Source organism: Stenotrophomonas sp. NY11291, assembly GCF_023277365.1.
Lineage (GTDB): Bacteria > Pseudomonadota > Gammaproteobacteria > Xanthomonadales > Xanthomonadaceae > Stenotrophomonas > Stenotrophomonas geniculata.
Genome location: NZ_CP096975.1, coordinates 3,573,703 through 3,597,820, shown reverse-complemented (window position 1 = coordinate 3,597,820; position 24,118 = coordinate 3,573,703). Strand labels below are relative to the sequence as shown.

Sequence of the window (24,118 nt, the reverse complement as noted above, 5' to 3'; positions counted from 1 at the left end):
GCAGCCATGAAGCCGGCCCTGTGTGACAATCGGGACAGGACAGGGGGTTCAGGATGACGAGCGGTTGGCGCCGGTGGTGCCGAGGCATCGCGGGAATGGGGCTGCTGCTGATGGCGTTCGCCACGGCGGCCACGGCCCTGGACATGGCGGAAACACCGCGCCTGCGCCGTTTCGGTGCCGCCGAAGGCATGCCCTCGCGCATGGTGCTGGCGTTGGCCGAAGACCGCCAGGGCCATATCTGGGCTGCCACCGATGGTGGCCTGGTGCGCTATGACGGCGGCAGCCTGCGGGTCTGGGAACATGATCCGGAGCAGCCGGGATCGCTGCCCGGCAACGAGATCGAGACCCTGCTGGTCGATCCCCTGGATCGCGTCTGGGTCGGCATCAATGGCAAGGGCGTGGCCCGGCTGGATGCTGACCGCGAGCACTTCAAGACCTTCGATGCGGTCAACGGCCCCTGCATGAGCCAGTTCTGGACGTTGGCCTACGCCGAGGATGCACTGTGGATCGGCACCAGTGGGCATGGCGTCTGCCGTTTCGGTGAAGACGGCAGCCTGCGCTTCTTCGAGCATGATCCGGCCCGTCCTGGCGGGTTGCCCAGCAATACCATCTACAGCAGCCTGGTCGATGCGCAGGGGCGCCTGTGGATCGGCACCGAGGCGGGCATTGCGCGCTGGAACGGGACTGGATTCGAGGCTGTCGCACCGCGCGAACTGGGGGCGCTGAGTGTGTTGCGCCTGAGCCGCGACCCCGATGGCTCGATCTGGGCCGGCAGCCAGAACGACGGCCTCTACCGTATCGACGCGCAGGACCGGGTCAGTCGTCCGCGCTGGACCGACAGTGCACGCCTGCGTTCGGCCCTGGTGCTGGCCGATCGCCAGGGGGGTTACTGGGCGGGCACCTCCGATGGCCTGTTGCGCGGAGATGCCAGCATGCTGCGGCGGCTGGACGGCGACCGTGGCAGTGGTTTCCTCACTGCCCAGAGCGGTGTGCTTGATCTGATGCAGGACCATGAGGGCGGATTGTGGGTGGCGCTGCTGACCCAGGGCCTGGCCTACCTGCCGCCGGACTGGCGCCGGTTTTCGATCTGGAACCAGCTTGACGGCAAGCCGCTGGACAGCCAGTACCTGTTGAGTGCAGCCAGTGATGGCCGGAATTACTACGTCGGCTCAGCGCATGGCGTGTACCAGCTGGACGCGCAGGGAGTGCTGAAGTTGTTGGCCAGCGATCGCGAGATCGGCAGCGGGGCGGTGTGGTCGGTGCTGCCGCGGCCGGACGGGCGCCTGTGGCTGGGGCGTGCCGGCCGCATCAGCGTGTACGACCCGGCCACCCGCGCGCTGCACGATTGGCATATCGATGGAGGGGCCGACCTGCGCCAGCGCATCGATCTGATGCGGCAGGCCCCCGATGGCACGGTCTGGCTGTCGGTGATGAACCTGGGCCTGCAGCAGCGCAGCGCCGATGGCCGCGTGCTGCGTAGTTTCCCGCTGGAGGATCTCCGCAAGACGGCCGATTCACCGGTTGAGCAGATCCGCTTTGATGCCCAGGGCAAGGCCTGGGTGATGGGCGACATGGGGATCTGGCGTGAACAGGCCGGGCGTTTCGAAGCGGTGCCGGGCGTTTCGCGTGGGCTGATCTACGATCTGGTGTGGGTGGATCCACAGCAGCTGTGGCTGGCCCGCCAGGGCGCGCTCGAGCGCTACCAGTGGGATGGCATGAGCCTGCGCCTGATCCAGCGCATCGATGGCAGTGCGGGCGTGCCGTCGGTGAGCATGGGGGGACTGGCGTTGGCCGAAGATGGCCGCCTGTGGGCGACCACGCCACGTGGCCTGCTGCGGTGGGACCCGAAGGCGCGCCGCCTGCAGCAGTTCAACGAACGCGATGGCCTGCCCGACGCCGAGTTCACCAGCCGGCCGCCGGCGGTGAATGCCGATGGTCGCGTGCTGGCGGTGGCCCAGACCGGCCTGGTGGTGTTCGATGTGAATGCTGCCGATGCCGTGTTGCCGCCGTCGTCGCTGGTGATCGCCGAGGTTCGCGTGCGGCGCGATGATGCCCGTGGCTGGCAACCACTGCCGACCACCGGCACGCTGTTGTTGGGGCCGGACGATCGTGATCTGCAGATCGATGCGCGACTGCTTTCCTATGCCAATCCGGAGGGCAATCGTTACCGCTTCCGGGTGCAGGGCTACGACCAGAACTGGGTGGAGCAGGGCGGTGACGGCCAGCGCACGCTGTCGCGGCTGCCGACCGGCAGCTACGTCATTGAAGTCCAGGCGGCTACGGCCAGTGGCGCGTGGACGCCTTCGCAGCAGTTGCAGGTGAAGGTGCTGCCACCCTGGTGGCGCAGCGGCATGGCGATCTTCGGCTACCTGCTGATCGGCTCGCTGCTGCTGCTTATCCTGGTGTGGTCGATCCGCGCGCGCCTGCGCCGCCGCCAGCAATGGCAGTTGACCGTGCACAAGCAGCAGCTGGCAGAGCAGGCCTCACAGGCCAAGAGCCGGTTCCTGGCCACGCTGGGCCATGAGGTGCGCACGCCGATGACCGGTGTGCTCGGCATGAGCGAACTGCTGCTGGCCACCCCGCTGGATGCGGTGCAGCGCAGCTATGCAGGCTCGATCCAGCAGGCTGGCAGCCACCTGCTGCGGCTGGTCAACGACGCGCTGGATCTGGCCCGCATCGAGGCCGGCCGGCTGGAGCTGGACCTGCGCCCGTTCGATCTGGCCGGCCTGCTCGACCAGGTGCAGGCGTTGATGCAGCCGATCGCGAAGCAGCGCAACCTGGAGTTCCAGCGTGGGAGCGATCCGCCGGGGCCGGTCAGCGTCAGCGGCGACGAGATGCGCGTGCGGCAGATCCTGCTGAATCTTCTGGGCAACGCAATCAAGTTCACCGAGCGTGGGCACGTCGGCCTGGCCGTGCGACTGGAGGAGAATGGCGGCGGCCTCTGCTTCGAAGTGCATGACACCGGCCCGGGCATCAACGCCGAGCAGCAGGACCGCCTGTTCCATCGCTTTGAACAGGCGGACGGCCCGCGCACTGCGTCGCGCTATGGCGGCAGCGGGCTGGGCCTGGCGATCTGCCAGGAGCTGGCCGTGGCCATGAACGGACGCATCGAAGTGGACAGCCAGCCGGGCAAGGGCGCGCGTTTCCGGGTGTGGTTGCCACTACCCTGGATCCGGCAGGCCACCAATGCGCCGGGCGAATCGCCGGTGCTGCCGATGCTGCCGCCACTGCGCATCCTGCTGGTGGAGGATGACGCGACCGTGGCGGAGGTCATCGCCGGCCTGCTGCGTGGCCGTGGGCACGATGTGGTGCACGTGCTGCATGGCCTGGGCGCGCTTTCGGAGATCGCCACCGATGGCTTTGACGTGGGCCTGCTGGATCTCGATCTGCCGGCGCTGGACGGCACCGCCATCGCCCGCCAGCTGCGCACCATGGGCTATGAACTACCCCTGGTGGCGGTCACCGCACGCTCCGATGCCTACGCTGAGACCCAGGTCCTGGCGGCCGGGTTCGATGGCTTCCTGCGCAAGCCGGTGACCGGTGACATGCTGGTGGCTGCCATTGCCCAGGCGCGCGCAAAACGGCAGACCACCCTTTGAATGCGGCAGTGCCGGGCGTGAACGGCGCGACTTTCGGTTTACCATGCCGACGCCCGTAGTGCGGGAATCATCAGAAGCAGCGTGAGGAGGCAATCGGTGGTGTATCTGCGGGCGGCGATGCTGCTGCTGGTCCTCCTGTGCTGCCTGTCGCCCGCTGCGGCGCAGCCGGTGCCACCGAGCCCGCGCCAGGTGACGGTGTTCGACGGCTTGCCGTCCAATACCGTGAACCGCATGGCCGAGGACCGTTACGGTTACCTGTGGATCGCCACCAACGACGGCCTGGCCCGCTACGACGGGCGCAACTACCGGATCTGGCGTTCGGAAGACGGCCTGCGCGACAACCGCATCTGGACGGTGCTGGTCGATGCCCGCAACCAGCTCTGGATCGGCACCGAGAACGCCGGTCTTGTACGGATGTCGGCCGATCGCCGCCAGCTGCATTTCTACGACCGCAGCAGCCAGCCGTTGATGGGCACCAACACGGTCTGGAGCCTGGCCACGACGCCGGATGGTTCGGTCTGGTTCGGCACCCACGAAGGTGGTCTGTACCGCCTGGACAACCAGGACCGGCTGCAGCGCTTCCTGCCCGAAGCGAACAACCCACGCAGCCTGCCGGCCGCATCGGTGCCGTACCTGGCAACCCTGGCCGATGGCAGCCTGTGGATCGGCACCAAGCATGGCGTCGCGCGCTGGACCGGCACAGACTTTGAACGGGTCGGTGCCGGCATCGTTCCCAGCCAGCTGATCAATGGCCTGACGGCCGAGCCCGATGGCAGCCTCTGGATCAGCACGATGGCCGGTGCCGTCGTGCGTCGCCCCGACGGTCGTTTCGAGGCGCCGTCCTGGAAGCTGCCCGAAGGCGAACAGGTGCTGGGCATGATGCTGCGCGACGAGCAGGGCGGGCACTGGCTGGACACCCGCACCGGCCTTGGCCGGGCGGTCGATGGCCAGTACCAGGCCGTGCCCCTGTACAGCGCCGTGGCGCGTGGTCCGGTGCGCCCGAACTGGACCGGCGCCTACGAGGATCGCGAGGGTGGTATCTGGCTGGCCAGCACCAACGCCGGCCTCTGGCACCTGCTGCCGCGTTGGTGGCAGTTCTCGGTGCTGTCGCGGCTGGAGGACGACCCCCGCTCGCTGCGCAACGCTTTCGTGCTGGGTACCAGCCCGTCCAGCAACGGCGGCATCTGGACGGTCGGCAGCCACGGCGCGCTGGACCGCTTCGATCCGAAGACCGGCAGCATCGAACAGCATCGCACCTGGGTCAACGGCATGCACTGGCTGACCTCGGTGCGCGAGGATCGCCGCGGCCAGGTCTGGATCGGTTCCAACGACGCACTGCTGCGCTATGACCCGAAGCGGCGTGATCTGCGCCGCTGGGGCCGGGATGCCGGCGCCGACGCGACCATGGAAGGGGTCATCGAATCGATGATGACCTGTGATGGTGACAGTCTCTGGCTGATGCTGTCGGCGGGTCTTCAGCAGCGCGATCTGGATGGGCGCCTGCGGCGCCAGCTGGACAATGGCCAGCGCGGATTGCAGCAGGGCCAGCTCAATCTCGACGTGGAATGCGGGCCTCAGGACCATATCTGGCTGGCCAGCAGCCGTGGCCTGCTGCAGTGGCTGCCGGAAAGCGAGCGTTTCCAGCCGGTGCCGGGTGCACCGGCGACCGCGATCCATGCTCTGCACGTGGGAAGCGATGGCCAGGTCTGGCTGTCCGAGGATGGCCGCCTGTCGCGCTACCGCTGGAGCCAGGGCCGGCTGGAGCGGCAGGCCGTGATTGGTGCCGAGCAGGGCTACCCGGCGATCTCCGCCTCGGGACTGGTGGTCGATGCCCAGGGGGTAGCGTGGGCAACCAGTGCGCGTGGCCTGGTGCGCATCGGTGCCGATGGCCAGAGCGTGCGCCTGTATGGCGTGCACGACGGCCTGCCGAGCCAGGAATTCCGTGAGCACACGCTGGTGATGTCGGGAGACGGCCATCTGGTGGCGGGTACGCCGGCCGGTGTGGTGGTTTTCGACCCGGAGCAGGTGCGGCCCTCGATGCGGCGTGCGCCGCTGGTGATCGAGCGGGTGGAGGTGCGCCGCAACGAGCAGGTGCTGGACCTCACCCACGACACGCCGTTGCAGATCGCCGATGGCGACCGCGATCTGCGCATCGTCGCGCGCCTGCTGTCATTCGCCGATTCGGCGTCCAATACCTATCGTTACCGGTTGGCCGGCTACGACCCGGACTGGGTGGAAGTGGGACCGGCCGGTGAGCGCCTGTTCTCGCGGCTGGCACCGGGCAGCTATCGGCTGGAAGTGCAGGCGCGGTCGGCCGACCATGTCTGGTCACGGGTGCAGAGCCTGGAATTCCGCGTGCAGCCACCGTGGTGGCGCAGCTTGTCCGGCCTGCTGGTGCTGGCCTCGTTCGCGCTGCTGCTGACCAGCTGGTTCGCTTGGCTGTACCGTCGTCGCCTGCAGCGCCGCCACGCCTATCAGCTGGCGCTGCACAAGCAGGAGCTGGCCGAACAGGCATCGGCCGCCAAGACCCGCTTCCTGGCCAACCTTGGCCATGAGATCCGCACGCCGATGACCGGTGTGCTGGGCATGAGCGAGCTGCTGCTGTCCTCGCCTCTGGATCCGCAGCAGCGCGGCTATACGCAATCGATCCGCCATGTCGGCGAGCACCTGCTGCACCTGGTCAACGATGCGCTGGACCTTGCGCGGATCGAATCGGGTCGTCTGGAATTGCAGCACAAGCCGTTCGCACTGAGCAGCCTGCTGCAGGACCTGGCCGCGCTGATGGGGCCGTTGGCGGCGCAGAAGGGCCTGCGTTTCACCCTCGACAACCAGCTGCCCCCCGGCCTGCAGGCCACCGGCGATGCAATGCGGGTCCGTCAGATTCTGCTGAATCTGCTCTCGAATGCGGTCAAGTTCACCAGCCGCGGCACCATCACCCTGCACGCGCGCGGCGACGCCGAGCTGCGATCGCTGCATTTCGAGGTGCGCGACACCGGCCCCGGCATCAGCCAGGAGCAGCAGCAACGCCTGTTCCGCCGCTTCGAGCAGGCCGATGGTGCACGTACCGCCGCCCAGTACGGCGGCAGTGGCCTGGGCCTGGCGATCTGCCGCGAACTGGCGCATGCGATGCAGGGGCGCATCCAGGTGGAGAGCCAACTCGGTCGCGGCACCTGCTTCGGTGTGACGTTGCCGTTGCCGATGGTGGTCGATGCCAATGCCGAAGCAGATGGCGAAACGCACCGCGAGGACGCGGCCAACATGCCGCCATTGCGGGTACTGCTGGTAGAGGACGATGCGACCGTGGCCGACGTGGTGCGCGGGTTGCTGAGTGCGCGCGGGCACGAGGTCGTGCATGCGGGGCATGCGCTGGCGGCACTGCGCGAGATCAGCGCCGGTGATTTCGACGTCGGCCTGCTGGATCTTGACCTGCCGGGCCTGAGTGGCTTCGAGCTGGCCCAGCACCTGCGCAACCAGGGCTACATGCTGCCGCTGCTTGCCGTGACCGCGCGGACCGATCCGGACCTGCAGCAGCAGGTGGAAGCGGCCGGCATCGGCGGTTTCCTGCGCAAGCCGGTGACCGGTGAGCTGCTGGTGGAAGCGATCGCCCGGGTGATGGGCAGGTAGGGGTTCGGCAGGGCCTGCGGCCCTGCACCCGCTACACGCAACGGCAACAGCTGAAGCAACAGCCGAAGCAAAAGCTGGCTTCCTGTGGGATGGCGGGGTGGATCCGGTTGTGGGAGACGCCGTAAACCCATCCATGGGGGCTTGGCCGCGGCATCCATGCCGCGGACACTCCCGCAACCGGACCCACCCCGCCTTCGACAGAATCCTGCGATCTGCAATAGATCCACGCCATGCGTGGATGCGTTTCGATTTCAATTCGAAATATTCGATCTCGATGGAGATTCATCCATGCATGGCGTGGTTCTACAGGCCACCGGGAAACTGTCGAAGGCGGGGTGCCGTGGGTTTGCGGGGTGTGAGCCGCATGGATGCGGCGACCAAGCCCCCATGGTGAAGTGACCCCCGAGACTTGGACGGGGTCAAGCGGCCGATTGGGCCTGCTCCCGGTACTTTACCGGGCTCAGGCCTTTCAGTTTCAGTTTGATGCGCTCTTCGTTGTAGTACTGGATGTATTCCACCAGCCCAGCCTCCAGACTCTCGATGCTGTCAAAGCTGTTCAGATAGAAGAACTCCGACTTCAGCGTCCCGAAAAAGCTCTCCATTGCCGCATTGTCCAAGCAGTTGCCACGCCGGGACATGCTTTGCTTCAACGAGTGCTTTTCCAGCATGTGCCGGTAGTTTTCATGCTGGTACTGCCAGCCCTGGTCAGAATGGATCATGGGGCGCTCATCCGGGGAAAGCTTGCTGATGGCCTCCTCCAGCATCTGACCCACCAGATCGAACACGGGCTGGCGCTTGATCTGATAAGCCACGATTTCACCGTTGTAGAGGTCCATGATCGGCGACAGGTACAGCTTCATGCCCTGCACCTTGAACTCGGTCACGTCAGTCACCCACTTCTGGTTGGGCCGCTCGGCCTGGAACTCACGATTGAGGTCATTGCCAACCACAATATTGGCCGCTCCCTTGAAGGCCCGATAGCGCTTCACGCGCACGCGCGATTTCAGGCCCATCTCCCCCATCAGGCGCTGTACCCGCTTGCGATTGGTCCGATGGCCCTGATTGGCCAATTCCAGCGTTACCGTGCGATAGCCATAGCGCCCTTGGCTTTGATCGTAGATTGCACGGATGCGCTCGCGCAGATCTGCCTCGTCCTGATCCGGATGGGCCAGGACATGGTTCTGGTAATAGAACGTACTGCGTGACAGCTCTGCCGCTTCGAGCAGAAGCGACAGCGTATGAACCTGCCTCAATCCTTGGATGGCTTGCGCTTTGCGTCTCGCGCCGCCTGCTCTTCCCGGATCAAGGCATCGAGTTTTTTTAGGTAGTCGGTCTCCGCGCGCAGATAGGCGACTTCCTTGAGCAGCTCATCGCGGCTCATATCCTCAGGTGGCTTGGACGAACGGGTCTTTTTCATCGGCTTTCGGGGCGGCGGCAGGGGCGGTGCCAACGCTTGGGCACCGCCCTGAGCATACAGGCGCCGCCACTGCCCCACTGCGCCGGCATCACCAATCTGAAAGTAGGTGGTGGCTTCGCGCCCGGACATGCCGTCCTGGCTCATCTTCTCCAGGACAGCCAGCTTGAACGCGAGGTCATAGGACCGGGCCTGGCGGTGAAACCCGCGCCAACCGTGCAGCCGATAGGTCGCCACCCAGCGCCTGACCGTGGAAAACTCCAGGCTGTGGCGACGAGCAACGGCTTTGACCGATGTGGAGGTCTTGCAGGCCTCTTTGGCGACCTGCAGTTTGAAACGCGCGTCGTATCTGTTCATGTATCCCTCGGGGTTGGATCTGGTGTCCAACTCCCGGGGGTCACTTCATGGACGGGTTCACGGCGGCCCCGCAAACCCACGGTACCCCGCCATCCCACGGAATTCTGCTTTGGCTGTTGCTTCAGCTGTTGCCGTTGCGTGTAGCGGGTGCAGGGCCGCAGGCCCTGGCGAACCCCCTTATTCCGCGACGTGCTCGACCTGCCGTGGCTCCGGCTTGGTATCGGGCAGCTGCCAGAAGATCATCGTCGAAGTCAGCGTGATCGCGCCCACGCACAGGAACGTCGCATGTAGCGCCGCGGTCGCGCTGTTGCTGTCCAGGTGGTTGCCGAACGCGGCCAGCAGGCTGCCCGCAGCGGCGGCACCGAAACCAGCGGCGAGCATCATCACCATCGACAGCAGGCTGTTGCCGGAACTGGCGAATTCGCGGTCCAGGTCGCGAAGGGTCACGGTGTTCATCACGGTGAACTGCAGCGAATTGACCGCACCGAAGAACGCCAGCTGCAGCAGGCGCCACGCCAGGTGCTGGCCCGGTGTCATCAGGATGAAGCTGGCCATCGCCAGGCCGACCAGCACGGTGTTGACCATCAGCACGCGGCGGTAGCCGTAGCGCTCAACCAGCTTTACCGCCAGCTTCTTCGACACCATGCCGGCCGCTGCCACCGGCACCATCATCAGGCCGGCGTTCATCGGGCCCAGGCCCAGGCCGACCTGTAGCAGCAGCGGGATCAGCATCGGCATGGCGCTGCTGCCGATGCGCGAGAACAGGTTGCCGAGGATACCGATGCGATAGCTGGGCACGCGGAACAGGGCCAGCGAGAACAAGGGAGCGGTGGAGTTGGCGGCGTGCAGCCAGTAGCCCACCAGCGCAGCCAGGCCGGCCACGGTCATCAGCATCACCAGCGCATGTGGCGTGCCGAGTCCAGAGATGCCGTCCAGCGCCAGTGACAGCACCACCATCGCGAAGGCCAGCATGATGTAGCCACGCAGGTCGAAGCGGGTGCGATGGCTGGCGTAGTGGTCGGGCATGATCTTCATCGCGGCGATGAAACCGATCACGCCGATCGGCAGGTTGATCAGGAACACCCAGTGCCACGAGGCGATCTCGACCAGCCAGCCACCCAGCGTGGGACCGATCAACGGGCCGACCAGCGCGGGGATGGCGATGAAGCTCATCGCACGCAGGAAATCCTCGCGCGGCACCGAACGCATCACCGCCAGGCGACCGACCGGCAGCAGCATCGCACCGCCGATGCCCTGCAGCACGCGCGCACCGACCAGCTGGTGCAGGTGCTGGGCCAGCGCGCAGGCCAGCGAGCCGAGGGTGAACAGGATGATCGCCACCAGGAAGGTGCGGCGGGTGCCGTAGCGGTCAGCGATCCAGCCGGAGGCGGGAATGAAGGTAGCCACCGCCAGCGCATAGCTGAACACCACCGATTGCATCTGCAGCGGGCTTTCGCCCAGGCTGGCGGCCATCGCCGGCAACGCCGTGTTGACGATGGTCGAGTCCAGCATCTGCATGAAGATCGCCAACGAAACCAACCACAGCAGGGGGCGCTGGCGGTTGTAGGTCGATGGCGATGTGGACATGGGGCGCGGCCGGTGCAGCGTTGGGGAGACCATGATCGCGCACTGCGGGTCACGGCGCGATCAACATCGCGCCGCAACCGCATGCGCAAGGTTCAGCGCTGGCTGTGCGCGTGCACCGCGTCGACCAGCACCTGCACGTGCGCCGGGTCCATGTCCGGCGACATGCCGTGGCCAAGATTGAACACATGGCCCTCGCGCGAACCACCGTTGCCCGCGGCATAGGTGTCGAGCACGCGTGCGGCAGCGGCGGCGATCGCATCCGGCGAGGCGTACAGCGTGGTCGGGTCGAGGTTGCCCTGCAGGGCAACGCGGCCACCGGTGCGGCGCATGGCCTCGTCCAGGTCCAGCGTCCAGTCCAGGCCCAGCGCATCGGCGCCGGTCTGCGACAGCGCTTCCAGATGCAGGCCGGTGCCCTTGCCGAACAGGATCAGCGGCGTGCGCTCGCTGCCTTCGCCACGCTCCAGGCCCTCGGCAATGCGCTGCAGGTAACGCAGCGAGAACTCGCGGTACATCGACGGCGACAGCACGCCACCCCAGGTGTCGAACACCTGCAGCGCCTGCGCACCAGCCGCACGCTGCGCGCCGAGGTAGGCGATCACCGCTTCAGTGGTGACCTCCAGCAGGCGGTGCAGGGCCTGGGGGTGGTTCAGCGCCATCGCCTTGATGCGCGCAAAGTCCTTGCTGCCGCCGCCTTCCACCATGTAGCAGGCCAGCGTCCACGGGCTGCCGGAGAAGCCGATCAACGGCACCTGGCCATCCAGTTCGCGGCGGATCAGGCGCACCGCGTCCATCACATAGCCCAGGTCCTGTTCCATGTCCGGCACGGCCAGCCTGGCGATGGCCGCTTCATCACGCACCGGGTGGCGGAACTTCGGGCCTTCGCCTTCGACGAAGTACAGCTCCAGGCCCATCGCGTCGGGAATGGTGAGGATGTCCGAGAACAGGATGGCCGCGTCCAAGGGGAAGCGGCGCAGCGGCTGCAGGGTGACCTCGCAGGCGATCTCCGGATTCTTGGCCATGGCCAGGAAGCTGCCGGCCTTGGCCCGGGTCGCGCGGTACTCCGGCAGGTAGCGGCCGGCCTGGCGCATCAGCCAGACGGGGGTGCAGTCCACCGGTTCGCGGCGCAGGGCGCGCAGCAGGCGATCATTGCGGAGAGGGCTGGTCACGATGGGCATTCCTTGGACGAAAGTTGGCAGCGGCGTCAGTCGCCGTGCGAAAGGATCTGGAAGCCGCGATGCAGTTCGGCATCGCGGGCCTTCTCGAAAGCATGGCGGGCTTCGTCGGCCTGCAGGAACAGCTCGCGCCGCAGCTGCGAGCGGGCACCGACGCGGCCGCTTTCGCGCAGCAGTTCCCAGCCGCCGAACAGATCCGGCTGCAGGCTCAGGCGCAGGAAGCGCGGTGCCTGCGCACCGGCGTCGGGATGTTGCAGGTAGACGTGCATGGCGCCGATTGTATCGCCCCGGGGCGGCACGGACCTGTAGAGCCGAGCCCACGCTCGGCTGCGCTTCATGCCGCAGCACAATCCGTCAGCGCCGGGCCATGCCCGGCGAACGCGGAAAGGTCAGCCCGCGCCCAGCACCTTCAGCACAGCCTTCTCATCCACGTCCGGCACCACCTCGGCACGGCCCATGCCGCGCCACAGCACCAGGCGCAGGCGGCCGGCCACGTTCTTCTTGTCCAGCCGCATGCGGCCGAGCAGGGCCTGTGGGTCCAGCCCGGCCGGAATCGCCACCGGCAGGCAAAGGCGCTCCAGAAGCGATTGCAGGCGCGCGCGGTCGGCATCCTCGGCCAGGCCCAGGTGGGTGGACAGCTTCGCCGCCAGCACCATGCCCACGGCCACGGCCTCGCCATGGTTCAGTGCATCGCGGCCCGGGGCCGAATAGCCCTGTTCGGTCTCGATGGCATGGCCGAAGGTATGGCCGAGGTTGAGCAGGGCGCGCTCGCCCTTCTCGAACGGATCGCGCTCGACGATGGCAGCCTTGTGCCGGCAGCTGCGCGCGATGGCTTCGGAAAGCACGTGGTCTTCGCCGGCGATCAGCGCATCGGCATGCTGCTGCAGCCATTCGAAGAACACGGCATCGCCCAGCGCGCCGTACTTCACCACTTCGGCCAGGCCGGCACGCAGTTCGCGCGGCGGCAGCGTAGCCAGCACGCGGGTATCGGCTATGACCGCGCGCGGCGGATGGAAGGCGCCGACCAGGTTCTTGCCGGCCGGAATGTCGACCGCAGTTTTGCCGCCCACCGACGAATCGACCATCGCCAACAGGGTGGTCGGCAGCTGCACGCAGTCCACGCCGCGCATCCAGCAGGCGGCTGCAAAACCGGCGAGATCACCGACCACGCCGCCGCCGAGGGCGAACACGCAGGCGTCGCGGGTGGCGCCAAGCGCGGCCAGTGCTTCGATCGCACGGCCGAACTCGGCCAGGGTCTTGGAGGCTTCGCCTGCGGCCAGCACGTGCTCGCCGACGATCAGGTCGGGGCGTGCGGCCAACAGCGTCTGCTTCACGGCGTCCAGATAGCGTGGGGCCACTTCGCTGTCACTGAGCAGCAGCACGTGGCGGCCGCGAACATGCGAGGCCAGCGCAGCGCCGTCGGCCTGGGCACCGGCGCCGATGGTGATGGTGTATGGGCGGTCGCCGCCAACGGCGACCTGCAGCAGGGCGGGGGAAGTCATGCGGTCAGGTCCTGGCGCTGCCATTGCGTGGCCAGCTTGACCACCAGGTGGGCGGTCGCGTCGGCAGCGGTATACGGGTCGGTATCGAGGGTGAGGTCGGCCAGTTCGCGGTACAGCGGGTCGCGGTGTGCGGCCAGATCGTGCAGCACCTGCTCGCGGTCCGGGCGCTGCAGCAGCGGCCGGCCCTTGTCGCGGGCCAGGCGTTCCAGCTGCGCGGCCACGCTGACCCGCAGGTAGACCACGAAGCCGCGCTGGGCGATCAGTGCACGATTGCCAGGATCCAGCACCGCGCCGCCACCGGTGGAGACCAGCTGGCCGCGGCCTTCCAGCACGCGCGCAAGCGCCTCGCGTTCATGGCTGCGGAAGCCGGCTTCGCCGGAGTGCTCGAAGATGGTCGGGATGCTGGCGCCGGCGGCATCGACGATGGCCTGGTCGACGTCGACGAAGTCCAGCGTGAAGCGCTCGGCCAGGCGGCGGCCGATGCAGGTTTTGCCGGCGCCCATCGGGCCGATCAGGATCAGGTTCGGAGCAGGATTCATGCATCTCTGATGCTAACACCTCCGTGCCCTGGCCTTTACGTTCTTCACGTCAGGGTAGGCGTTCATGCGGGGTCTCCCGCGCCAGCCGGAGTACAGGCCATGACGGTCGCCAAGGTCATCGAAATCACCGCCTCCTCGCCGAAAAGCGTGGAGGACGCCGTGCGCAGCGGGCTGAAGAAGGTCTCCGGGACGGTCAAGGGCATCCAGGGCGCCTGGGTGAACGAGACCAAGGTGGTCACCAATGGCAGTGGCGAGATCACCGAATGGCGGGTCAACCTGCGGGTGACCTTCCTGGTGGAATAGGCGCGCTCAGCGCACGTCCTGCACCTGTCGCTGGCCGTCCAGCACCACTACGTGGTCGGCCAGGGCGGGCAGGGCACGCAGCGCCTGGCGGCTGACCCGCTCGTAATACTGCACGAAGCGCTCCAGCTGTGGCCGGCTCATGCCGTGCCGGCCCGGCTGTGCGGCCTGCAGGTTCTGCTCCTGCTGCCAGCGCCAGCGTGGTACCACCGAGAAATCCGGTGGCTGCAGGAACCACAGGCGGGCGCAGCGCTGCCACAGCGCCGGATAGTCGCGGGCCAGCGCCTGGTTGCACCAGCGCCGCCAGTGGCCATCGGCGTCGGCCTCGCGTTCCAGCGCGTTCAACGGGCTGACCAGCGCGTCGTCATCCTGCGCAGGCGTGCCCAGAAACCAGCCTTCGAATACCAGCAGGTCCAGCGGTTGTTGCAGCTGCGGCCATTGCGCTTCAGGCAGGCGTTCATCGGCCAGCTTGTCGAAGCGCGGCATCGCGAAGGGCTGGCGTGCGGCCACTGCATCCAGTACCGCGTGGGCCAGCGGCAGGTCGTGGGTGCCGGGTGGGCCGCGGGTGATCAGCAGTGGGTGCACCTGGCGGGCCAGCCGTTGGCGCTGTGCGCGGGTCAGGTAGACATCGTCGATCGACAGCGTGGCTGCGTTCAGGCCGCGTGCCTGGGCACGTGCCACCACCTGCGCGGCCAGCGTCGATTTGCCGCTCCCCTGCAGGCCGCTGATCGCCAATACTGGAACTGCTGCGTCGCTGCCCAGTGCGTCGTCCAGCACCTGTTCGGCCAATGTTTCGGGGAATCCTTTCACCTGGGGCATATACGCAGCAGCGGCCATGCAGCCACAATAGCCCAATCCGTGTGAGAAGAACGCAATCATGAGCGACCTGTACGCCGAAGCCCTGTCCACGTTTGCCGGCCTGTTCGAAGAGGCCAAGCAGAGCCGCGAGGTCGAGCCGAATGCGATGACCGTGGCCACCGCCGATACGCAGGGTCGTCCCTCGGCACGCACCGTGCTGCTGAAGGCGTTCGATGAGCGCGGCTTCGTGTTCTACACCCATCTGGACAGTCACAAGGGCCAGGAACTGCAGGCCAATCCGCAGGCGGCGCTGTTGTTCCTGTGGCGCAGCCTGCGCGAGGCCGGCATCCAGGTGCGCATCGAGGGGCGCGTGGAGCAGGTGGCCGACGCCGAAGCCGATGCCTATTTCGCCAGCCGTCCGCGGATGAGCCAGATCGGCGCCTGGGCCTCGCAGCAGTCGAAGACGCTGGCAACGCGTGAAGAGTTCGACGCGCGCGTTGCCGGGATCGAAGCCCGCTTCGAAGGCAAGGACGTGCCGCGCCCGGAGGGTTGGAGCGGCCTGCGCGTGGTGCCCGACCGCATCGAGTTCTGGTACGGCGCGCAGTTCCGCCTGCACGAACGCTGGTGCTATGAAGCCGGTGCCGAAGGGCGCTGGAGCAAGCGCCTGCTGTATCCGTAAGTCGGGGCGGTGCCGGGGCTGCGGTAGAGCCGAGCCCATGCTCGGCTGTTGTCCCTGCAGAAGCCGCCGAGCATGGGCTCGGCTCTACAGACCCTCCGCGCGCAGCCAGCGCCATAGCGTGGTGCGTGATACGCCCAGCGCCTGTGCCATGCCCTCGCGGTCATTGCGATGTTCCTGCAGCAATGCTTCCAGCTGCGCACGCGGCGGGCGTTTGCCGTTACTTTCCAGCGGCAGTGCCGTCGCGCCTTCGCTTGCCAGCTCGGGCGCAAGCTGCAGCAGTCGCGAAGCATCAATAGGCCCTTCAGCCGGCTGCCAGTGGATGCGCAGGCGATCCACCAGATTGCGTAGTTCGCGCACGTTGCCGGGCCACTCGGCCGTGGTCAGCACCGCCAGTGCATCCTCATCCAGTGGCGCGTCGATGCCACGCAGCTGGCGGAAGAAGTGCTGCGCCAGCAACGGGATGTCACCGCGCCGGGCACGCAGCGAGGGCAGGGCAATGCGTAGTGCGGCCAGTCGGTAATACAGATCGCGGCGGAAGCTGCCCGCTGCCGCGCGCTGCTCCAGCGATTGCAGGGTGGCGGCCACCACGCGCAGGTCGACCGGGGTCGGTTCGGTTGCGCCCACGCGCAGTACCTCACGTTCTTCAAGTACACGCAGCAGGCGGGTCTGCAGTGGCAGTGGCAGTTCGCCGATCTCATCCAGGAACAGGGTGCCGCCATCGGCGGCCTCGACCAGGCCGACGCGGCCGCCACGACGTGCACCGGTGAAAGCGCCATCGCTGTAGCCGAACAACTCCGCTTCCAGCAGCGATTCGCTGATCGCGCCGCAGTTCAGCGCGACGAAGCGACCCCGCCGGCCGCTGGCGGCGTGCAGCTGGCGCGCGACCAGTTCCTTGCCGGTGCCGGTTTCGCCACTGACCAGCACGGTGCTGTCGTGCGGTGCATAGAGCGCAATCTGTGCGCGTACCTGTGCCATCGCATCGCTGTCTCCGAGCAGTTCATGCGCGTCGGCACGTACTGCCGGGCGCCGGCGTGGGGTGGATCGGTTGCCACTGGAGCGGGCCAGCGTCTGGGTCAGTTCCAGCGCATGCTCGAACGCCTGCCGCACCGAGTCGGCCGAGTACAGCAGCACGCCGGGCAGGCCGGCCTGTTCGGCGTGATCGATGGCCATGCCGGTGCCGACGATCACTTCGATGCCATTGGCGCGCAGGTCAGCGATGCAGTCGCGGGCGTCCTCGCGGGTGACGAAACGGCGATGCTCGATATCCAGGCCGAAACTCTGCTGGAAGTTGCTGAACACCGGTACGTCGCTGGCGTGGGTGACCAGGCCGATGCGGCTGGCGATCCGTCGTGCCCGGGCCAGCGCTTCCATCAGGTCGAAGCCGTTGGCCTGGATCGGCACCAGCGGCAGCTCCAGCCGGCCGCGCAGCCAGGCCGCGTTGGAGCCGCCTGCGATGACCACGTCGCAGTGCTCGCGGCGCAGGCGCTGGCCGATCACGTCCACGGCTTCCTCGAAACCGAGGTTGATCTGCTCGATGCGCGCGCGGCGGTCGAACTCCGGAATGACGTCGCCGAGCAGACCGGTCAGCCGCGAAACGCTGACGGTCCAGATCACCGGGCGACCGGGGTCGGCGTCGGCGTGGCGCAGGGGCGAGCGGGGCAGGTACATGGTGGCTCGGACCGGGAAGGGTGTTTCATGATACATCTGTTTCAGTGTTTCATATGTTTCACTGATGCGGGTCAGTCATCCCCGTGAAATCAAGCGCTTGCAGGTTGGCATGGTGTTTGCGCCTACACACACACGTTCTCCAACCTGGATTGCCGCATGACCGCTTCCACTCCTTTCTCTGCCGGTGCCCGCTTCCGTGAGGCGCTGGCTGCCGAATCGCCGTTGCAGGTGATCGGCGCGATCAACGCCAACCACGCCCTGCTGGCCAAGCGCGCCGGCTTCCGCGCCATCTATCTGTCTGGTGGCGGTGTTGCCGCCGGCTCGCTGGGCCTGCCGGATCTGGGCATCAACACCCTGGAAGACGTGCTGGTGGACGTGCGCCGCATCACCGATGTCTGCGACCTGCCGCTGATGGTCGACATCGACACCGGCTTCGGCCCGAGTGCGTTCAACATCGCGCGCACCGTGAAGTCGCTGATCAAGGCCGGCGCGGCCGCCTGCCACATCGAGGACCAGGTCGGCGCCAAGCGCTGCGGTCACCGTCCGGGCAAGGAGATCGTGTCGCAGGGTGAAATGGTCGACCGCGTGAAGGCGGCCGCCGATGCCAAGACCGATCCGGACTTCTTCCTGATCGCGCGCACCGACGCCATCCAGGTGGACGGCGTGGACAAGGCCATCGAGCGCGCCATCGCCTGCGTCGAGGCCGGTGCCGACGGCATCTTCGCCGAGGCCGCCTACGACCTGGATACCTACCGCCGCTTCGTCGATGCGGTGAAGGTGCCGGTGCTGGCCAACATCACCGAGTTCGGCGCCACCCCGCTGTTCAGCCGCGACGAACTGGCTTCGGCCGGTGTTGCCATCCAGCTGTTCCCGCTGTCTGCCTTCCGCGCCGCCAACAAGGCCGCCGAGAACGTCTACCAGGCGGTGCGCCGCGATGGCCACCAGCGCAACGTGGTGGAGACCATGCAGACCCGCGAAGAACTCTACGACCGCATCGGCTACCACGCGTTCGAGCAGCAGCTCGATGCACTGTTCGCCGCCAAGAAATAAGCAGTACCCTGCACCATCAAGTTTTCGGAGGGAAACATGAACGATACGACCGCAACCCCGACCTTCAAGCCGAAGAAGTCCGTCGCCCTGTCCGGCACCGCTGCCGGCAACACCGCGCTGTGCAGCGTGGGCCGCAGTGGCAACGACCTGCACTACCGTGGCTACGACATCCTGGACCTGGCCAACACCAGCGAGTTCGAGGAAATCGCCTACCTGCTGGTGCACGGCAAGCTGCCGACCCGCGCCGAGCTGGTTTCCTACAAGGCCAAGCTGAAGTCGCTGCGTGGCATTCCGGCCGCGGTGAAGGCCGCGCTGGAAGAGCTGCCGCCGTCGGCGCACCCGATGGACGTGATGCGCACCGGCGTGTCCGTGCTTGGCTGCGTGGCACCGGAGAAGGACGATCACAACCACCCCGGCGCGCGCGACATCGCCGACAAGCTGATGGCCTGCCTCGGTTCGATGCTGCTGTACTGGTACCACTGGAGCCATAACGGCCGCGCCATCGATGTGGAAACCGATGACGACTCGATCGGTGGCCACTTCCTGCACCTGCTGCACGGCGAGAAGCCGCAGGAGTCGTGGGTGAAGGCGATGCATACCTCGCTGATCCTGTATGCGGAACACGAGTTCAACGCCTCGACCTTCACCTGCCGTGTCATCGCCGGTACCGGCAGTGACATGTACAGCGCGATCTGTGGTGGCATTGGTGCCCTGCGCGGTCCGAAGCACGGTGGCGCCAACGAAGTGGCGTTCGAAGTGCAGAAGCGCTACGACACCCCCGATGAGGCCGAGGAAGACATCAAGGCCCGCGTCGAGCGCAAGGAAGTGGTGATCGGTTTCGGCCACCCGGTCTACACCGTCTCCGATCCGCGCAACAAGGTGATCAAGGACGTGGCCCGCGAGCTGTCCGAAGAACAGTCCAGCATGAAGATGTACGACATCGCCGAGCGCCTGGAATCGGTGATGTGGGACATCAAGAAGATGTTCCCGAACCTGGACTGGTTCAGCGCCGTCAGCTACCACATGATGGGCGTGCCGACCGCGATGTTCACCCCGCTGTTCGTGATCGCCCGCACCGCCGGCTGGAGCGCGCACATCGTCGAGCAGCGCATCGACGGCAAGATCATCCGCCCGAGCGCCAACTACATCGGCCCGGAAGACCGCGACTTCGTCGCCATCGACAAGCGCGTCTGATCCACCTGCTGTACCCATCCGGCCGGCCGCGTGCCGGCCGGATGCTTTCGCCGCCGCACCGCCGGCACCCGGCCCGCCTCAAGCACTCCGCCAGCCCATGAATACCGATTACCGCAAGAACCTCCCCGGCAGCGCGCTGGACTATTTCGACGCGCGTGCCGCTGTCGATGCGATCCAGCCCGGCGCCTACGCCACCCTGCCGTACACCTCGCGCGTGCTGGCCGAGAACCTGGTGCGCCGCTGCGATCCGGCCACGCTCAGCGATTCGCTGAAGCAGCTGATCGAGCGCCGTCGCGACCTTGATTTCCCGTGGTTCCCGGCGCGCGTGGTGTGCCACGACATCCTCGGCCAGACCGCACTGGTCGATCTGGCCGGGTTGCGCGATGCGATCGCCGACAAGGGCGGCGACCCGGCCAAGGTCAATCCGGTGGTGCCGGTGCAGCTGATCGTCGATCACTCGCTGGCGGTGGAGTGTGGCGGTTTCGATCCGCAGGCGTTCGAGAAGAACCGCGCGATCGAAGATCGTCGCAATGAAGACCGTTTCCACTTCATCGACTGGACCAAACTGGCCTTCGAGAACGTGGACGTGATTCCGCCGGGCAACGGCATCATGCACCAGATCAACCTGGAGAAGATGTCGCCGGTGGTCTACGTGCAGGACGGCGTGGCCTTCCCGGATACCTGCGTGGGCACCGACAGTCACACCCCGCACGTGGATGCACTGGGCGTGATCGCAATTGGTGTTGGCGGCCTGGAAGCAGAGAACGTGATGCTGGGCCGCGCGTCGTGGATGCGCCTGCCCGACACCGTCGGTGTCGAACTGAGTGGTCGCCCGCAGCCGGGCATCACCGCCACCGACGTGGTGCTGGCCCTGACCGAGTTCCTGCGCAAGGAGCGCGTGGTCGGAGCCTGGCTTGAATTCTTCGGCGAGGGTGCTGCGGCACTGACCATCGGTGACCGCGCCACCATCTCCAACATGTGCCCCGAATACGGTGCCACCGCCGCGATGTTCTACATCGACGCACAGACCACCGATTACCTGCGCCTGACCGGCCGCGAGGAATCGCAGGTGGCGCTGGTGGAAAACTATGCACGCACCACAGGCCTGTGGGCCGACGACCTGGCCACCGCGCAGTACGAGCGCGTGCTGCGCTTCGACCTGTCCAGCGTGGTGCGCAACATGGCGGGCCCGTCCAACCCGCACAAGCGCGTCGCCACTTCCGAGCTGGCCGAGCGCGGCATCGCCGACGAGGCCAAGCTGGCAGCGGGCAAGGCCGAGCAGGCGCAGGGCCTGATGCCGGATGGCGCGGTGATCATCGCCGCCATCACCAGCTGCACCAACACCTCAAACCCGCGCAACGTGATCGCCGCCGCACTGCTGGCGCGCAAGGCCAATGAACGTGGCCTGCTGCGCAAGCCGTGGGTGAAGTCCTCGTTGGCGCCCGGCTCGAAGGCGGTGCAGCTGTACCTGGAAGAGGCCGGCCTGCTGCCGGACCTGGAAAAGCTGGGCTTCGGCATCGTCGCCTTCGCCTGCACCACCTGCAACGGCATGAGCGGCGCGCTCGATCCGGCCATCCAGCAGGAGATCATCGACCGGGACCTGTACGCCACGGCCGTGCTGTCGGGCAACCGCAACTTCGATGGCCGCATCCACCCGTATGCGAAGCAGGCTTTCCTGGCGTCGCCGCCGCTGGTGATCGCCTATGCCATCGCCGGCACCGTCCGCTTTGATATCGAGAAGGACGTGCTGGGCGTGGACGCCGATGGCAACGAGGTGCGCCTGAAGGACATCTGGCCGAGCGATGCCGAGATCGACGCGGTGGTGAAGGCCTCGGTGAAGCCCGAGCAGTTCCGCAAGGTCTACAACCCGATGTTCAACGTGCGCGTGGAGAACGGTGCCGCGGTCAGCCCGCTGTACGACTGGCGCCCGCAGAGCACCTACATCCGCCGTCCGCCGTACTGGGAGGGCGCACTGGCCGGTGAGCGCACGCTGGCCGGCATGCGCGCGCTGGCGGTGCTGCCGGACAACATCACCACTGACCACCTGTCGCCGTCCAACGCGATCCTGGCCTCCAGCGCCGCCGGCGAGTACCTGGCGAAGATGGGCCTGCCGGAAGAGGACTTCAATTCCTATGCCACGCATCGCGGTGATCACCTGACTGCGCAGCGCGCCACCTTCGCCAATCCGAAGCTGTTCAACGAGATGGTGCGCAACGACGATGGCAGCGTGAAGCAGGGTTCGCTGGCGCGCGTGGAGCCGGAAGGCAAGGTGATGCGCATGTGGGAAGCGATCGAGACCTACATGGAGCGCAAGCAGCCGCTCATCATCATTGCCGGTGCCGACTACGGCCAGGGCAGCTCGCGCGACTGGGCCGCCAAGGGCGTGCGCCTGGCCGGCGTGGAAGCGATCGTGGCCGAGGGCTTCGAACGCATCCACCGTACCAACCTGATCGGCATGGGCGTGCTGCCGCTGGAGTTCAAGCCGGGCACCACCCGCCTGACCCTGGGCATCGATGGCACCGAGACCTTCGACGTGGTGGGCGAGCGCACCCCGCGCGCCGACCTGACCCTGGTCATCCACCGCCGCGACGGCCAGGACCTGATCGTGCCGGTCACCTGCCGCCTGGACAGTGACGAGGAAGTGGCGATCTACGAAGCCGGCGGCGTGCTGCAGCGCTTCGCCCAGGACTTCCTGGAGGGCGCCAAGGTGGCGTGATGCCGGCCTGAATGCCTGCCCCCGGAGGCCGGGGGCGGGCTTGTCCGACACCTGGGCAGGGCGCACACTGACTTGGCAAAAACTGCCAATGGAGAGTCTCATGGCCACCATGAACATTTCGCTGACCGACCCGCTCAAGCAGTTCGTGGACGAGGAAGTGCGTGAAGGCGGCTATTCCAGTACGTCGGACTACGTGCGTGACCTGATCCGCCAGCGCCAGCGCAGCAAGGCCGAAGAACTGCTCAAGCAGCTGATTGCCGAGGGGCTGGCTTCTGGGCCTGGCGTCCCGGTGACGGCCGACACATTCGAGCGCATGCGTCGTGAACTGACCGAAAGGATGGAGCGTGAAGGCGATTGAATGGCGACCCAGGGCCGAAGCCGACGCAGCCGATGCCGCGCTGTGGTTCGCACGGCAGGGTGGGCTGATACTGGGTCGGCGCTTTCTCGCCGAGTTGGAGGCCACGCTTCAACGCATCGCGGTATTTCCAGGCTCGGGTTCCACCCGGCACGCCGACCTCGCAGCACAGCTGCCGGTGCCGTTGCGGTTCATGCTGGTTCCGGGCTTCGAACGGTACCTCGTCTATTACCTCGATCTACCGGACCGCGTGGACATCATGCGTGTGTGGTGCGTTGATCGTGGTCTTGACGCACTGATGCAAGACATTTCCTGAAATCCAAACGCGTGGATCCGACGATGACCTTCCTCCCGCAACTCCGTATTCCCGCCACCTACATGCGCGGCGGCACCAGCAAGGGCGTGTTCTTCCGCCTGCAGGACCTGCCCGAGGCCGCGCAGGCGCCGGGCGCCGCACGCGATGCACTGCTGATGCGCGTGATCGGCTCGCCCGATCCTTATGGCAAGCAGACCGATGGCATGGGCGGCGCCACCTCCAGCACCAGCAAGTGCGTGATCATCTCCACCGCCTCGGTGCCAGACCACGACGTGGACTATCTGTACGGCCAGGTCTCGATCGACACCGCCTTCGTCGACTGGAGCGGCAATTGCGGCAACCTCAGCACTGCGGTCGGCCCATTCGCGATCGCCAACGGGCTGATCGATCCCGCCCGCGTGCCGCGCGATGGCCTGTGCACCGTGCGCATCTGGCAGGCCAACATCGGCAAGACCATCATCGCCCACGTGCCGATGCGCGATGGCGAAGTGCAGGAAATCGGCGATTTCGAACTGGATGGCGTGACCTTCCCGGCCGCCGAGATCCAGCTGGAGTTCATCGATCCGTCCGATGACGGCGATGCGGGCGCGATGTTCCCGACCGGCAACCTGGTCGACACCCTGGACGTGCCGGGCGTGGGTAGTTTCGAGGTGACCATGATCACCGCCGGCATTCCGACCATCTTCCTCAATGCGGCCGACCTGGGCTACACCGGCACCGAACTGCAGCCTGCGATCAACGAGGACAAGGGGGCGCTGGAGCGCTTCGAGAAGATCCGCGCCTACGGCGCCTTGCGCATGGGGCTGATCAAGAACCTGGAAGATGCGGCCACGCGCCAGCACACGCCGAAGGTGGCCTTCGTTGCACCGGCGCAGGACTATGTGTCGTCCAGCGGCAAGGCCATCCCGGCCTCGGCCATCGACCTGCACGCGCGTGCGTTGTCGATGGGCAAGCTGCACCACGCGATGATGGGCACTGCCGCCGTGGCGATCGGTACCGCGGCGGCGATTCCGGGCACCCTGGTCAATCGCGCCGCCGGTGGCGGCGAACGTGAGGCGGTGACCTTCGGCCATCCCTCGGGCACGTTGCGCGTGGGTGCGCAGGCTGGTCTCGTTGACGGCCAGTGGACAGTGACCAAGGCCATCATGAGCCGCAGCGCCCGTGTGCTGATGGAAGGCAAGGTGCGGGTGCCAGCCGAATAGTGCTCTGGTAGATGCCAACCTTGGTTGGCATGGTGCACGGGCAACC

The 24,118-nt window shown here is 66.7% G+C and carries 18 protein-coding genes; 10 read left to right on the top strand and 8 right to left on the bottom strand.

The genetic code is table 11. From position 1 onward, the window contains the following. Positions 1-53 precede the first annotated feature (53 nt). Together M1L61_RS16785 and M1L61_RS16780 are read left to right on the top strand one after the other, a co-directional pair. On the top strand, positions 54-3,599 hold the full coding sequence (locus tag M1L61_RS16785; protein WP_109814900.1) for an ATP-binding protein: 3,546 nt from the start codon (positions 54-56) through the stop codon (positions 3,597-3,599). 96 nt (positions 3,600-3,695) lie between these two features. Next, on the top strand, positions 3,696-7,223 hold the full coding sequence (locus M1L61_RS16780; protein ID WP_248853801.1) for a hybrid sensor histidine kinase/response regulator: 3,528 nt from the start codon (positions 3,696-3,698) through the stop codon (positions 7,221-7,223). A 419-nt stretch (positions 7,224-7,642) separates the two neighbouring features. On the opposite strand, the gene M1L61_RS16775 is transcribed toward M1L61_RS16780, so the two are convergent. The 6 genes from M1L61_RS16775 to M1L61_RS16750 form a co-directional block, all read right to left on the bottom strand. Further along, positions 7,643-8,994, bottom strand: a protein-coding gene (locus M1L61_RS16775) for an IS3 family transposase (RefSeq protein ID WP_099560046.1) whose coding sequence is annotated in 2 segments (ribosomal slippage) — positions 7,643-8,547 and positions 8,547-8,994 — 1,353 coding nt in all. Because the reading frame shifts where the segments join, the coding sequence is not laid out codon by codon here. A gap of 177 nt (positions 8,995-9,171) precedes the next feature. Continuing rightward, positions 9,172-10,581, bottom strand: a complete 1,410-nt coding sequence (mdtD, locus tag M1L61_RS16770) for a multidrug transporter subunit MdtD (RefSeq protein WP_010482759.1) — start codon at positions 10,579-10,581, stop codon at positions 9,172-9,174. Positions 10,582-10,673: 92 nt separating this feature from the next. Then, a complete protein-coding gene (gene hemE / locus M1L61_RS16765; protein ID WP_019336385.1) occupies positions 10,674-11,756 on the bottom strand; it encodes a uroporphyrinogen decarboxylase in 1,083 nt (360 codons plus the stop codon). Between the two features lie 26 nt (positions 11,757-11,782). Continuing rightward, positions 11,783-12,022, bottom strand: coding sequence for a WGR domain-containing protein (locus M1L61_RS16760; RefSeq protein WP_019336384.1), 240 nt, complete (start codon positions 12,020-12,022; stop codon positions 11,783-11,785). A gap of 120 nt (positions 12,023-12,142) precedes the next feature. Further along, the gene (gene aroB, locus M1L61_RS16755; protein WP_248853800.1) at positions 12,143-13,255 is read right to left on the bottom strand and encodes a 3-dehydroquinate synthase; all 1,113 of its coding nucleotides are present in this window, start codon (positions 13,253-13,255) and stop codon (positions 12,143-12,145) included. Next, positions 13,252-13,794 carry a shikimate kinase gene (locus tag M1L61_RS16750; protein ID WP_010482764.1) on the bottom strand — a complete coding sequence of 181 codons (543 nt, stop codon included), beginning with the start codon at positions 13,792-13,794 and terminating at the stop codon, positions 13,252-13,254. Before M1L61_RS16750 ends, aroB begins: the two co-directional genes overlap by 4 nt. A gap of 99 nt (positions 13,795-13,893) precedes the next feature. On the opposite strand from M1L61_RS16750, the gene M1L61_RS16745 reads away from it, so the two are divergent. Continuing rightward, positions 13,894-14,097, top strand: coding sequence for a dodecin family protein (locus M1L61_RS16745; RefSeq protein WP_049435250.1), 204 nt, complete (start codon positions 13,894-13,896; stop codon positions 14,095-14,097). Between the two features lie 6 nt (positions 14,098-14,103). Here M1L61_RS16745 and M1L61_RS16740 read toward each other — a convergent pair whose 3' ends face one another. Further along, entirely contained in the window at positions 14,104-14,931 is an 828-nt protein-coding gene (locus M1L61_RS16740; RefSeq protein ID WP_032952424.1) for a kinase, read from the bottom strand. Positions 14,932-14,971: 40 nt separating this feature from the next. On the opposite strand from M1L61_RS16740, the gene pdxH reads away from it, so the two are divergent. Continuing rightward, on the top strand, positions 14,972-15,571 hold the full coding sequence (pdxH, locus tag M1L61_RS16735; RefSeq protein ID WP_049410407.1) for a pyridoxamine 5'-phosphate oxidase: 600 nt from the start codon (positions 14,972-14,974) through the stop codon (positions 15,569-15,571). An 84-nt stretch (positions 15,572-15,655) separates the two neighbouring features. Here the strand turns inward: pdxH and prpR are convergent, their stop codons facing one another. Then, positions 15,656-17,239, bottom strand: coding sequence for a propionate catabolism operon regulatory protein PrpR (gene prpR / locus M1L61_RS16730; RefSeq protein WP_109814895.1), 1,584 nt, complete (start codon positions 17,237-17,239; stop codon positions 15,656-15,658). Between the two features lie 156 nt (positions 17,240-17,395). On the opposite strand from prpR, the gene prpB reads away from it, so the two are divergent. From prpB to prpF, 6 genes are all read left to right on the top strand, one after another. After that, on the top strand, positions 17,396-18,289 hold the full coding sequence (gene prpB / locus M1L61_RS16725) for a methylisocitrate lyase (RefSeq protein WP_010482769.1): 894 nt from the start codon (positions 17,396-17,398) through the stop codon (positions 18,287-18,289). 36 nt (positions 18,290-18,325) lie between these two features. Further along, entirely contained in the window at positions 18,326-19,483 is a 1,158-nt protein-coding gene (gene prpC, locus M1L61_RS16720; protein ID WP_010482770.1) for a 2-methylcitrate synthase, read from the top strand. A 97-nt stretch (positions 19,484-19,580) separates the two neighbouring features. Continuing rightward, a complete protein-coding gene (gene acnD / locus M1L61_RS16715; protein WP_010482771.1) occupies positions 19,581-22,199 on the top strand; it encodes a Fe/S-dependent 2-methylisocitrate dehydratase AcnD in 2,619 nt (872 codons plus the stop codon). Positions 22,200-22,299: 100 nt separating this feature from the next. Then, positions 22,300-22,557, top strand: a complete 258-nt coding sequence (locus tag M1L61_RS16710) for a type II toxin-antitoxin system ParD family antitoxin (protein WP_019338677.1) — start codon at positions 22,300-22,302, stop codon at positions 22,555-22,557. Next, complete coding sequence (locus M1L61_RS16705; RefSeq protein WP_019338676.1) at positions 22,544-22,870, top strand: type II toxin-antitoxin system RelE/ParE family toxin; 327 nt, start codon at positions 22,544-22,546, stop codon at positions 22,868-22,870. The genes M1L61_RS16710 and M1L61_RS16705 overlap by 14 nt, the downstream gene beginning before the upstream one ends. Positions 22,871-22,893: 23 nt before the next feature. Further along, positions 22,894-24,072 (top strand): 2-methylaconitate cis-trans isomerase PrpF, encoded by a 1,179-nt coding sequence (gene prpF / locus M1L61_RS16700; RefSeq protein WP_053443378.1) that lies wholly within the window; start codon positions 22,894-22,896, stop codon positions 24,070-24,072. The last annotated feature ends 46 nt before the right edge of the window (positions 24,073-24,118 follow it).